Below are 12,156 nucleotides of genomic sequence, written 5' to 3' on the forward strand. Positions count from 1 at the left end.
GACGCCGATGGCCCCCGCCACCGTCCCGAAACTCCGCAAGGCCCTCAAAGCACAGGCACCCGGTCTGTCGGCCGAGCGCGGGTTGTGGGATCGAGGCCACACCATCGTCGTCGGGATCGACGAGGTCGGTCGAGGCGCCTGGGCCGGTCCGCTGACCATCGGGGCCGTCGTCGCTCCACGGGATCGTCGCATCTACAAGCTGCGTGACTCCAAACAGCTCACCGAATCCGAGCGCGAAGGCCTGTTCGACCGCATCACCGACTGGGCCGAGGCGTGGGCCGTCGGCCACGCCAGCTTCGCGGAGTGTGACGAGCTCGGCATGTCGGCGGCTCAGCGCCTGGCTGCCCGACGGGCCCTGGCCGGGCTGGGACTCGAGCCCGACGCCGTCATCCTCGACGGGAAGTGGGATTTCGTCGGCCATCGCAACACCACATTGCTGGTCAAGGCCGACGCCAAGTGTTTGTCCGTGGCCGCCGCCTCGATCCTGGCCAAGGTCACCCGAGACCGCATGATGCGGGAGGCAGCCGAGCACTATCCGGCCTACAACTTCGACAACAACAAGGGGTACCCCTGTCCGAAGCACCGCATGGCGCTGCAGGGCTACGGACCGACCGCCATCCATCGCCAGTCGTGGGCGTTCATGGATTCGCTCGGCTGGACCGACCGTCGTCGGATCCGTCCGGGCGGTCAGATCGAGCTGTTCTGATGTGGGGTCGAGCACCGGTTGGGATCGGAGCTCGGGGCATCGCCTCGTCGGTCGTCGCCCCGGTCGTCTGCTCCGTCGTCATCGTGCTGCTCGCCGCCGGCTGCTCGTCGAGTGCGAGCGACGTCTCCGGCGCAACGGATGCGGCCGAGGGGCGTACGTTCTGTGACCAGGCGGCCGCGCTGCAGACCTTCCAGAACGACGCTGCGGTCGATCTCGCCGACCCCACCAAGGCGCCGGCGTTCATCGAGGTGGCCATCGATCAGCTGAAGGTGCTGGGCGAGAAGGCACCGGACGACATCAAGCCCGAGATCGACCAGGTCGTCGCCGGCTATGAAGCGCTCGATGCCGAACTGGCAGCGAGCGACTACCGGCTCGACGCCCTGCTCGTCTCGGACTACCAGGACCCCGAGGCCAGCGCCGCCAACGATCGGCTCGACACATTCCTCGGCATCGAATGTGGCTTGCGGGCCGGTCGCCCCGACATCGATGCACCGCAGCCGTTCAGCGCAGCCGAGCTCGAGGCGCTGATCAACCCCGATGGCGCGTCGGCGCCGGCCGAGCCGACCGTCGATGACGCCACCCTGATCGACCTGCTGACCACCAGCGTCGGTCTGACCTCGGCCCAGGCCGAGTGCCTGGTGGGCGGTCTCGGCGACGATGCCGCTGCTGTCCTGCTCGGCGACCCGCTCGTCGGTGAAGCGAAGGCCGACTTCGACGCATTGCTGGCCGACTGTTCGATCGACCCGGAGGAAATTGGATGAACCGCTTCTACGTCCCTGGACTCGCGTTGGGCGGCTGGACCGTGCTGTTGTGGTTCACTCGAGTTCGCAACGTGCTCGCCGACACCGCACTCGAAGGCTGGAGCCGGACCTGGCAGCTCGGGATCTCGGTGATCTTCGTGGTCGTCGCCGTGGTCCTGATCGGTCTGAGCCTGGTGAAGGGCAACCCGGCCGTGCGAACCATGGCCATCCGGGTCAGCCTTGGACTCGCCGCGTTCGGCAGCGTGTGGTGGGCGATCCGCGGCGTGAACACGATGTTCAACGATCACAGTGTTGCCTTCAAGCTGGTGCACGCCGTGTTGGCGATCGGCACGATCGCGATCAGCGCCTGGGTGCTGAACGGCCAGCGACGGCGCCTGGTCGCGGCCGAGCTGGTCTGAGGTTCCCGCCGCGACTGCGGGGCTCCGGTAGCCGTCAGGTTCCACAAGCGAGGCGAGAGTTGGTACGCTCGCCCCCGTTATGGGTGAACCAGTGAATGTGATCCAGAAGGCATCGAGCCGCCACGGCATCGTGCGCTTTGAAACCAACCGTTCCTTCACTGGCATGGGCCATGAGCGGTACTTCCGAGGTGATGAGATCCACGGCCACCGCCCGCCCGACCGCCTCGCCGCCAAGCTCTTCGAGACCGGCCAGGTCGACGAGGTCCACGTCTACGCCCAGACGGTCACGGTGGTGCTCGCTGCCGGTGGTTCGGCCGATGGGCTCGCCGACGTGATCCGCGACCTCTACACCTACTACCTCCCCGGTGTGGAAGTCCCCACCGAGGAGTCGTTCAACGTCTGAGCCCGACGATCGCAGGACGCCCGCGATCGATGCCATCACCGCAACGGTGCCGGCACGGGTGGGCCTGCTCGGCAACCCGTCCGATGGCTACGGCGGTCGCACCCTGGGTCTGGCGGTCGACGCATTCTCGGCCACGGTCACGCTGACGCCGACCGGGGATCAGCCCGAGCGTCGCGGGATCACCCTCGTGCCTCACGACGACGATCGTGCTTCTTGGCGTTCGAGTGCTGAGCTCGCCGACCACCTCGACCGGTTCGGCTACGGCACCGGGCCACAGGTGATGGCGGCGGCCGTCCGAACGTTCATCGACGTGACCAGGGGACTCGCCGCTCGCGGTGAGACGGTCCGGCCACCCGAGGACTTCGAGCTCCGCTACGAGACCACCATCCCTCGCCAGGTCGGACTCGCCGGATCCTCGGCGCTGGTGATCGCCACCCTGCGCTGCCTCATGACCCACAGCGGTCTCGACATCCCCGACGCCGTGTTGGCCTCGTTGGCGCTGCGGGCCGAGACCGAGCAGTTGGGCATCACCGCCGGACTGCAGGACCGGGTGGTGCAGACCCACGGTGGGTTGGTGGCGATGGACTTCTCGCACCTGGTGACCGAACCCCGGTTCGGAGTGGCGCACGGACACTACGAGGCGATGGACCCGGCGCTGCTTCCCCCGCTCTTCCTGGCCTATCTCCCGGCGTCGGCCGAGCCGAGCGGGGCGTACCACGGGACCCTGCGAGCTCGCTTCGATGCCGGCGACACGGTAGTGCGCTCCACGCTGCGCGAGCTGGCGGCCCTGGTGACCGAGGGACGAGCAGCATTGCGGTGGCACAACGCCGAACGCTTCGGCGAACTCGTCGCCGCCAACATGGAACTGCGGCGCCGGCTCGGGCCGCTGCCGGAACGGCAGGTGGCGTTGGTCGACATGGCCGGCGAGCTCGATGCTCCCGCCACCTTTGCCGGGTCGGGCGGGGCCGTGGTCGGCGTCGCCACCGATGAGGACCACCTCGATCGCCTCGACCGCACCTACCGCAACCAAGGCGCCCACTTCCTCCGTCTTTGAGGCCCCCTGCTCTGTGGCCCCTGCTTTGAGGCATCCCACCGTTCTTGCGCCTTCTGACGGCCGCCCGCAACTCCAACTGTCGAGGCTGAAGCCCATTCCCGCGAACTGTCGACACTGAAGCTCAGAAGGGGGCTTCAGTGTCGACAGTTGGCCGGGATGGGCTTGAACCAGGACAGTTCAGGTGGTGTGGAGGGCCGTTGTGGTGGTGTGACCGACGTGTGCGTGCGAGTCGGCGGGGCGAGTTGTGAAAAGCGAACAGGTGTTCGATACTGGCGAGATGGCCGGACTCGCCCTCTCCATGTCCAACAGCGTTTCTGGCAACAGCGTTTCTGGCAACAGGGGTGCTGCACCGGCGCGGGTGCGGCCGGCGCTCGATCCTGATCTCCTGGCCAAGATCCAGCCGGTCACCCTGGCCGGGCAGCGAACCGTACCCGTGCCCGAACCGCTGGTGCCGCTGTTTCCCTGGGGCGGTCTTCCGCGAGGCGTCGATGTCTCGGTCAAAGGCCCGGGGGCGTGGTCACTGGCCATGGCCATCTGGGCCGAGGCACTCGGGGCCGAAGGCTGGCTCGCCGTCGTGGGGGTGCCCGACCTGCACCTGGTGGCCGCCGCCGAACTCGGGGTCCGTCTCGACCGGGTGCTGGTGGTCGAGACGCCGGGAGCGTCGGAGTGGGCGGCGGTGGTCGCTGCTCTGCTCGAAGCGGTCGACATCGTGGCCGTGGCGCCGACCGCACGGGTAGGGCGGCGCGATGCCCGTCGACTCGTGGCTCGGGCCCGCGAACGTGAGTCGCTGTTGTTCCACCTCGACGGCGGGGCGCAATGGCCCGAAGCCGCCGACGTCGTGTTGTCGACCTCGACCTCGACCTCGATCCCGACCCCGACCCCGACCCCGACCTCGGGCGCCGTGGCCGGCGGCGGCTGGAATGGTGGCTGGGATGGTCTGGGGTGGGGACACGGATTTCTGCGCGATCGAACCGTGCGGATCGAGGGAAGTGGGCGGCGAGCCCACGCCCGACCCCGCTCGGTCACGGTCGCGCTGCCCGGTCCCAACGGTCGTCTCGCCGAGACCGATCGTCTCGCCGAGACCGATCGTGTCGCACCTGCGGCGACGGCGCCGGTCCTGCGTCTGTCGTCTCGCCGATGACCGGCGGAGCCGCGGTCAGCCGAGTCACCCGGATGATGGTGGTCTGGTGTCCCGATTGGCCGGTGGTGGCCTGGGGGATTCCGCCCGACGAGCCGGCAGCGGTCTTCGTCGCCAACCGAGTGGTGGCATCGTCGGCGGCAGCGCGGGTCGAGGGGGTGACCCTCGGCCAACGGCGACGTGATGCCCAACGGCGCTGTCCCGGGCTCGAGGTCCTCGAACGAGACATCGATCGAGAAGCCCGCCTCTTCGAGCCGGTCGCCGCGGCGCTCGAGGCCATCACGCCCAGCGTCGAGGTGTCTGGTCCCGGTCTGGTCGGGTTCCCCACCCGAGGCCCCGCCCGGTTCTTTGGCGGTGAGTCGCCACTGTGCGACCGGGTGCACGAGGTCGTGCAGCCGTTGCTCGCCCATCGGGGCGACGCTCGCCTCGGCGTGGCCGATGGGGTGTTCGCAGCCCGCTTGGCCGCTCGTCTCCCGGATGCTCGGGAAGGAGCGGTGATCGTGCCGGTCGGTGCGAGCGCTGCGTTCCTGGCCGATCTGCCGATCACCACGCTCGAGCAACCCGAGCTCACCGACGTGTTCCAACGGCTCGGTCTCGACACGCTCGGGCTCTTTGCCGCACTGTCACCGGCCGACGTCGTTGGCCGGTTCGGCCGGGACGGTCAACGTGCACACCGCCTGGCTCGGGGCGAAGACGAGCATCCACCCGATCTCCGCAAACCGGCGGCCGATCTGGCGGTCACGTGGGAGTTCGAGCCACCGGCAGAGCGGATTGACACGTGTGCGTTCGCCGCCAAGGCACTGGCCGACGAACTCCACGCCCACCTGAGTGCCGAGGGCCTGGCCTGTGTCCGGGTGGCGATCGAGGCCGAGACCGAAGCCGGGGAGAGTCACACCCGCCTGTGGCGAGACGAGGGTGCACTGTCGGCGGCCGCACTGGCCGAGCGGGCACGCTGGCAGCTCGATGGTTGGTTGCACGGAGCGCTCGGCGTGCAGCAGCGTCGACGGTCGCGCCATGGAGTCGGCACGTCCCACACCTCCGGGCCGTCGGGGGATGACGACGAGCACCGCCCACCGTCGGCAGGGATCACCCGACTCACGTTGATCCCCGACCAGGTGGTGCCGGCCACCGGTCGACAGCTGGGGTTCTGGGGTGGACGAGCCGAACGAGCCGACGATGTGTCACGGGTCGTCGCCCGGCTCCAGTCGATCATGGGTCCCGACGCGGTGTCGGTGCCGGAGTGGCGGGGCGGGCGGAGCCCCGCCGAACAGATCGTTCTGATCCCGGCGGCGGCGGTCGACCTCGGCGACGACCGCCCCGCCACCCGAGCAAGCTGGGTCGGCGAACCCTGGCCCGGGCAACTGCCGAAGCCGAGTCCGACCAAGGTGTTCGAGGAGCCCGACCCGGTCGAGGTGGTCGATCGTCTCGGTCGGCCGGTCATGGTCAACGGCAGGGGCGAGGCATCGGGGGAGCCGGCCCTGGTCACGATCGGCCGGCGTCGCCACGCCGTCGAGGCATGGGCTGGCCCGTGGCCAATGGAAGATCGCTGGTGGGACCCGGCCAACCAGCGCCGGCGAGCCCGCTTCCAGGTGGTGCTCGCCGAGGCGGGGGCACATCTCCTCGTCGTCGAGCATCAGCAGTGGTGGCTCGAGGCCAGCTACGACTGAGTGGTCAAAGCCTGCAAGGATGACCCGAACGCCGAGGGGGACCCATGACGAACGCCGCCACCGACACCGCCACTGACACCGCCGCCACCGAGACGGCCACCGGCACCGAACCCGCCGCAACGACGAAGGCCTACCGCACCTGCCCGCTGTGTGAGGCCGGGTGTGGACTCGAGATCACGCTGACCGATGGTCGTCCCACCCTCGTGCGTGGTGACCGAGACGACGTCTTCTCCAAGGGCTACCTCTGCCCCAAGGGTTCTGCGATCGCCAAGCTGCACGACGATCCCGACTGGCTGCGAGCTCCGATGGTCAAGCGCAACGGCGAGTTCGTCGAGGTGTCATGGGACGAGGCGTTCTCTGCGATCGCCGACGGTTTGTTGCCGGTGCTGGCCGAGCACGGGCGTGATGCCTGCGCCATGTATCTCGGCAACCCCGGTGCCCACAGCATCGCCCCGTTGCTCTACAACCGAACCCTCATCAAGGCCGTCGGCACCGCCAACCTGTTCTCGGCGTCCACGGTCGACCAGCGCCCGAAGGAGATCTCGGCCGGCCTGATGTTCGGCTCCGTCACGGTGCCCGTGCCCGATCTCGACAGGACCGACTTCCTCCTCCTGCTCGGCGCCAACCCCTATGCCTCGAACGGGTCGCTCTGCACCGCCCCCGACTTCCCCGGTCGCCTCGAACGGCTGCAGGAACGGGGCGGGCGCTACGTCGTGGTCGATCCCCGCCGGAGCGAGACTGCAGCGAAGGCCGATCAGCATCTCGCCATCCGGCCCGGTACCGACGCCCACTTGCTGGCGGCCATCGCCAACACGCTGATCGTCGAGGGGCTGGCCGACACCGAACGCCTCGCCCCCTACTGCAACGGCCTCGATCGGCTCCCGACGCTGCTGGCCGGTTACACCCCCGAGTCCGTCGCGCCGACGGTCGGTGTTGATGCCGACGTCATTCGTACCTTGACCCACGACCTGGCGAACGCCCCCACCGCAGCGGTCTACGGCCGCATCGGCACCTGCACCCAGGAGTTCGGCACCCTCGCCTCGTGGCTGGTCGATGTCGTGAACCTGTTGAGCGGCAACCTCGACCGCGTCGGTGGCGCGATGTTCACCAAGGGCGCCACCGGCCAGCCTTCGACCAAGGGCGCTCCTCGATTCGGACGCGGCCTCAGCCTCGGACGATCGGTGTCGCGGGTCGGCAAGTGGCCGAAGGCGTTCGGAGAGTTCCCGGTCAGTGCGTTGCCGGAGGAGATCGAGACACCGGGCGAGGGCCAGGTCCGGGCCATGATCGTCGTCGGCGGCAACCCTGTGTCGTCCAACCCCAACTTCGGTCGCCTCGACGCCGCTATCGCCAGTCTCGACTTCATGGTCGCCATCGACCCGTACATCAACGAGACCACTCGCCACGCCGACGTGATCTTGCCGCCGCCGTCGGCACTGCAGAAGTCGCACTACGACCTGGCGCTGCTCAACTTCGCCGTGCACAACGTGGCGAACTACTCCGCCGCCGTGCTGGCGCTGCCGGAGGGGCAGCTGAGCGAGTGGGAGATCATGCTCCGCCTCGCCGCCGTGCTGGCCGGTCAGCCACCGGCGGGTGACGACGTCGACAACCTCGTCGCCGAGATGGATCGGGCGATGGCCGCCGGGATGCTGGCCAGTGCCACGCGCGATACCCACGGCAAGGTGCACGGTCGTGAGGTCGAGGAACTGATGGCGATGGTGGTCGATGCCAATGGCACGCCACGGGTCGGACCTGAGCGCCTGCTCGACATTCTGCTGCGTACCGGACCCTACGGCGACGGTTTCGGCAGCGAGCCCGACGGGCTCACTCTTGCGGTGCTCGAGGCCAGCCCCCATGGTGTCGATCTCGGCGAGCTCGAAGGTGACCGTCTCCCCGATCTGCTCCGCACGCCGAGCGGACTGGTCGAGGTGGTGCCCGACGTTCTGGCCGACGACCTGGCCCGCCTCGCCTCGTCGCTGGAGCGCGACTGGACCGAGTCGATGGTCCTCGTCGGCCGACGCCACCTGCGGTCGAACAACTCGTGGATGCACAACATCAGGGTGCTGACCAAGGGCAAGAACCGGTGCACCCTCCAGCTGCATCCCGACGACGCCGAACGGCTCGGAATCCTCGACGGTGCGATGGCTCGGGTCTCGTCGCGGGTCGGTGAGGTGTCGTTGACTGCCGAACTCACCGACGGCATCCGACCGGGCGTGGTCAGTATTCCTCACGGCTTCGGTCAGAACCTCCCCGACGTGCAGCTCGCCGTCGCCAGTGACTACGCCGGTGTCAATACCAATGTGCTCACCGACGAGTACCTCCTCGACCCGGTCAGCGGCAACGTGGCGCTCAATGGTGTGCCGGTACAGGTCAGCGCGGTCATCTGAGCCGATGGCGAGCGCCGTCGCCGAGTCGCATCGCGACCGAGTCGCCGAGTCGCATTGCGACGGTGAGAGCACTTAGGCTCTCGAAGCATGTCGAAGATCACCGGGAGAACCGACGGCCAGTCGGGCAAGGGCGAGGCGTTCAGTTCGCTTCGGGTGCCCGAATACAAGGTGCTGTGGTGGGGCGGCCTGTTCAGCTTCATGGCCGTCCAGATGCAGTTCCTGCTCCGGAGCCTGCTGGCGTGGGACCTGACCGAGTCCGAGGCGTCGCTCGGCCAGGTCTATCTGTTCTTCGGACTGTCGATGCTGATCGCCACCCCACTGGGCGGTGTCGCCGCCGATCGACTCCCCAAACGGGCGGTGCTGATCGGCAGCCAGGTGCTCATCGCCACCGCGGCGATGGGGATGGGGCTGGCGGTCGTGACCGGCCGAGAGACGTTCTGGATGCTGTTGCTCGCTGCCGTCGCTCAGGGCAGCGCGTTTGGATTCTTCGGGCCCGCCCGCACGGCGTTCACACGCGACCTGGTGGGCCGAGAGCAGCTGGGCAATGCCATCTCGCTGTCGATGCTGTCGATGAACGGCACCCGGATCTTCGCCCCGTCGATCGCCGGCGCCTTGGCCGGCGTGGCCTTCATCGGCATCGGCAAGACCTATCTCATCGCCGGAGCGTTCTCGGTCATCAGTCTCCTGGCCATGCTGCGCCTTCCGAACATCGCTCCGGCCGCATCGACGAAGCGCAATCCCTTCCTCGATATCGCCGACGGCGTTCGGTACGTTGCCGCCCGGCCGCCGCTGCGCCGCCTGGTCCTCTCGTCGTTGTTCGTCATCATGTTCGCCTTCAACTACGTGGCGTTCATGCCGGCACTGATCGAAGGCGAGTTCGGACTCGGCGAGGGGTCGGTCGGGTTGATGAGCACGGCGAGTGCGATCGGTGCCGTCGCCGCCTTTGCTCCGGTTGCCCGCCGCGCCGATTCGCCCGTGGCCCGATTGATGATGATCTGCTCCGGGTTTGGGTTCGGCATCGGCGTGATGTTGCTGGGCCTGGCGCCGAATCTGGCCGTTGCGATGCTCATCACCGCCGGCATCGGGGTCATGACCAACGCGTACCAGTCGCTGTCGAACACCCTGGCCTTGGCGATGTCCGACGAAACGCACCAGGGGCGGGTCCAGTCGCTCATGCAGCTGTCGTTTGCCGGCTTCGGTATGGCCGCTGCGCCGCTCGGCATTCTCGCCGAAGCCATCGGCCTCCGACAGACCCTCGGCGTCATGGGGTTGGTGGCTGTCGCCTCGATGGGGGCCTATGTGCTCCTTGAGCAACTGGCGGGTCAGGGTCTGCGGGACCCGGCCTACTCCCACGCCGCCCAGTCGCCGACTGCTCAGTCGGCGCCCGCTGCCTGATCGGGGGTCAAACCGGGAAGATCGCCTCGATCTGGGCCCGCTGTTCATCGCTGATCGCATCGGCGACGGCCAGGGTCTCGAAGTTCTCGAAGACCTGTGATACCCGGCTCGCGCCGGTGATGACCGAGGACACGTTCGGATTGAGCGTGCACCATGCCAATGCCAGTTGCGCTTGGGTGCAGCCGAGATCCTTTGCGATCGGCGCCAGCTGATCGACCTTCGCCAAGAGCTCGGCGTCGGTGAGCCGGTTGCTGAGGAAGTCGAGGTTGGCCGTCGCCGCCCGACTGTCATCGGGGATCCCGTCGGTGTACTTGCCCGTGAGGATCCCGGAAGCCAAGGGACTCCAGATGGTCGTGCCGATGCCGAGGTCGTCGTAGAGGTCGCCGTACTCGATCTCGACTCGCCCCCGTTTCAACAGGTTGTACTCGGGTTGCTCGACGATCGGCTTGTGGAGGTGATGCCGGTCCGCGATCTCCCATGCATCGCGGATCTCCTTGGCCGACCACTCCGAGGTGCCCCAATACAGGGCCTTACCCGACGTGATGATGTCGTGCATGGCGAAGACGGTCTCCTCGAGCGGCGTCTTCGGGTCGGCGCGGTGGCAGTACACCAGATCGACGAAGTCGAGCTGGAACCGCTCGAGCGACCGATCGATGGCTTGCATGAGGTACTTGCGGTTGAGCGTGAACTTCATGTTCGGGGCGTCGACGATGCCCCAGTAGAACTTGGTCGACACGACGAACGTCTCGCGAGCCCAACCCAGTTCCGCAAAGGCTCGACCCATCAGTTCCTCGGACTGGCCGCCGGCGTAGGCCTCGGCGTTGTCGAAGAAGTTGCAGCCGCCGTCCCAGGCCGCCGACATGGTGGCGAGCACCTCGTCGAAGCCCTGCTGGTTTCCGAACGTCACCCACGAGCCGTACGACAGCGTGGACAGTTTCAGGCCGGAACGGCCGATGTGGCGATAGCTCATGGTCATGTCGGCCAGTGTGGCCCAGCCGGGTCCAGACCGACCCACCGGACGTGACAATGGTGGTGCCGTGACGCCGTGGTCGGCGCCTCGACACCACCATTGTTCGTCGAATGGTTCGAGTGGGTGAGCAGCTCGAGTCAGTCGAACATGATGACCGAACGAGCCACGTTGCCCTTCTTCATCTCTTCGAAGCCTTCGTTGATGTCCTCGAGCTTGATGTGGGCCGACACCATCTCGTCGAGCATCAGTCGCCCGTCGAGGTACATGTCGACGAAGCGGGGCATGTCGGTGCGGAACTGATTCGAGCCCATGTTGGATCCCGTGAGGGTCTTCTCGCTGAGGAGCTCCGGGCCGTGGAGTTCGACGGTGGTGCCAACCGGGATCATGCCGATGACGGTGGCCTGTCCGCCACTGCGCAGCATCTTGAAGGCCTGCTCGGCAGTGAGCTTCATGCCGACAGCCTCGAAGCTGTAGTGCACGCCGCCGTCGGAGATCTCCTTCACCTTGTTGACGGCGTCTTCCTTGCCGGCGTTGACCACATGGGTGGCGCCCATCTTCTGGGCGAGTTCGAGCTTCGAGTCGAGCATGTCGACGGCGATGATCTTGTTGGCGCCGGCGATGCGCGCCCCCTGGATGGCGGCGAGGCCGATGCCGCCCGCACCGATGACGGCGACCGTGGAGCCGGGCTCGACCTTGGCGGTGCGGAACACGGCGCCAAGGCCGGTGGTGACGCCGCAGCCGATGAGGGCCGCCTTGTCGAGCGGCATCTCGGGGCGGATCTTCACCAGCGCCTGCTCGTGGATGAGCATGTACTCGGCGAACGAGGACAGGTGGAGGAACTGGTTCACCGGTTCACCGTCGCGGGAGATGCGTGACGCCTCACCCGGCTGGCGGACGAGTTCGGTGTTCTTGTTCTCGCAGAGCGAGAGGTGGCCGTCGGTGCACTGCGAGCAGTGACCGCAGAACGCCGACAGGCAGGTGATCACGTGGTCGCCAGGCTGGACGTAGTGGACCATCGACCCAACCGCCTCGACGACGCCCGCCGATTCGTGGCCGAGGACCGCTGGGCACGGGTACGGATACTTGCCTTCCATGAAGTGCAGGTCGCTGTGGCAGAGGCCGGCGGCGACGGTCTTGATGAGCACCTCACGAGGGCCGGGCTCACCGATCTCGACCTCTTGGATGTCGAGTTGACCCGGAACCGAGTTGAGGACAGCAGCCTTCATTGAGAACCCCTTCGAGAATGCGCGATGCCGCGTCGCATCGCCGGGGCGATTCTG

Annotated in this window: 11 protein-coding genes; 9 read left to right on the forward strand and 2 right to left on the reverse strand. The window is 67.6% G+C overall.

The window, feature by feature from the left end; genetic code table 11:
* Positions 1-7: 7 nt before the first annotated feature.
* The 9 genes from R2733_14385 (at position 8) to R2733_14425 (ending at position 9,906) form a co-directional block, all read left to right on the forward strand.
* The gene (locus R2733_14385) at positions 8-706 is read left to right on the forward strand and encodes a ribonuclease HII (GenBank protein ID MEZ5377689.1); all 699 of its coding nucleotides are present in this window, start codon (positions 8-10) and stop codon (positions 704-706) included.
* Positions 706-1,467, forward strand: coding sequence for a hypothetical protein (locus R2733_14390; protein ID MEZ5377690.1), 762 nt, complete (start codon positions 706-708; stop codon positions 1,465-1,467). Before R2733_14385 ends, R2733_14390 begins: the two co-directional genes overlap by 1 nt.
* Complete coding sequence (locus R2733_14395) at positions 1,464-1,865, forward strand: hypothetical protein (protein MEZ5377691.1); 402 nt, start codon at positions 1,464-1,466, stop codon at positions 1,863-1,865. Before R2733_14390 ends, R2733_14395 begins: the two co-directional genes overlap by 4 nt.
* Positions 1,866-1,944: 79 nt before the next feature.
* Complete coding sequence (locus tag R2733_14400) at positions 1,945-2,268, forward strand: hypothetical protein (protein MEZ5377692.1); 324 nt, start codon at positions 1,945-1,947, stop codon at positions 2,266-2,268.
* 46 nt (positions 2,269-2,314) lie between these two features.
* Positions 2,315-3,322: a hypothetical protein gene (locus tag R2733_14405; protein MEZ5377693.1), complete on the forward strand. Its 1,008-nt coding sequence runs from the start codon at positions 2,315-2,317 to the stop codon at positions 3,320-3,322.
* A 277-nt stretch (positions 3,323-3,599) separates the two neighbouring features.
* Positions 3,600-4,463 carry a hypothetical protein gene (locus R2733_14410; GenBank protein MEZ5377694.1) on the forward strand — a complete coding sequence of 288 codons (864 nt, stop codon included), beginning with the start codon at positions 3,600-3,602 and terminating at the stop codon, positions 4,461-4,463.
* A complete protein-coding gene (locus R2733_14415; GenBank protein MEZ5377695.1) occupies positions 4,460-6,127 on the forward strand; it encodes a DNA polymerase Y family protein in 1,668 nt (555 codons plus the stop codon). The genes R2733_14410 and R2733_14415 overlap by 4 nt, the downstream gene beginning before the upstream one ends.
* A 44-nt stretch (positions 6,128-6,171) precedes the next feature.
* A complete protein-coding gene (locus R2733_14420; GenBank protein MEZ5377696.1) occupies positions 6,172-8,511 on the forward strand; it encodes a molybdopterin-dependent oxidoreductase in 2,340 nt (779 codons plus the stop codon).
* Between the two features lie 87 nt (positions 8,512-8,598).
* A complete protein-coding gene (locus R2733_14425) occupies positions 8,599-9,906 on the forward strand; it encodes an MFS transporter (protein MEZ5377697.1) in 1,308 nt (435 codons plus the stop codon).
* A 7-nt stretch (positions 9,907-9,913) separates the two neighbouring features.
* On the opposite strand, the gene R2733_14430 is transcribed toward R2733_14425, so the two are convergent.
* A complete protein-coding gene (locus R2733_14430) occupies positions 9,914-10,882 on the reverse strand; it encodes an aldo/keto reductase (protein ID MEZ5377698.1) in 969 nt (322 codons plus the stop codon).
* Between the two features lie 131 nt (positions 10,883-11,013).
* A complete protein-coding gene (locus tag R2733_14435) occupies positions 11,014-12,102 on the reverse strand; it encodes a Zn-dependent alcohol dehydrogenase (GenBank protein MEZ5377699.1) in 1,089 nt (362 codons plus the stop codon).
* Positions 12,103-12,156: the final 54 nt, after the last annotated feature.

This window comes from Acidimicrobiales bacterium (genome assembly GCA_041394265.1).
Classification (GTDB): domain Bacteria; phylum Actinomycetota; class Acidimicrobiia; order Acidimicrobiales; family SZUA-35; genus JBBQUN01.

Coding starts and splice junctions, on each gene's coding strand:
- R2733_14420 (MEZ5377696.1), top strand. CDS start 6,172: ATGACGAACGCCGCCACCGACACCGCCACTGACACCGCCGCCACCGAG.
- R2733_14425 (MEZ5377697.1), top strand. CDS start 8,599: ATGTCGAAGATCACCGGGAGAACCGACGGCCAGTCGGGCAAGGGCGAG.
- R2733_14410 (MEZ5377694.1), top strand. CDS start 3,600: ATGGCCGGACTCGCCCTCTCCATGTCCAACAGCGTTTCTGGCAACAGC.
- R2733_14400 (MEZ5377692.1), top strand. CDS start 1,945: ATGGGTGAACCAGTGAATGTGATCCAGAAGGCATCGAGCCGCCACGGC.
- R2733_14435 (MEZ5377699.1), bottom strand. CDS start 12,102: ATGAAGGCTGCTGTCCTCAACTCGGTTCCGGGTCAACTCGACATCCAA.
- R2733_14430 (MEZ5377698.1), bottom strand. CDS start 10,882: ATGACCATGAGCTATCGCCACATCGGCCGTTCCGGCCTGAAACTGTCC.
- R2733_14385 (MEZ5377689.1), top strand. CDS start 8: ATGGCCCCCGCCACCGTCCCGAAACTCCGCAAGGCCCTCAAAGCACAG.
- R2733_14395 (MEZ5377691.1), top strand. CDS start 1,464: ATGAACCGCTTCTACGTCCCTGGACTCGCGTTGGGCGGCTGGACCGTG.
- R2733_14390 (MEZ5377690.1), top strand. CDS start 706: ATGTGGGGTCGAGCACCGGTTGGGATCGGAGCTCGGGGCATCGCCTCG.
- R2733_14415 (MEZ5377695.1), top strand. CDS start 4,460: ATGACCGGCGGAGCCGCGGTCAGCCGAGTCACCCGGATGATGGTGGTC.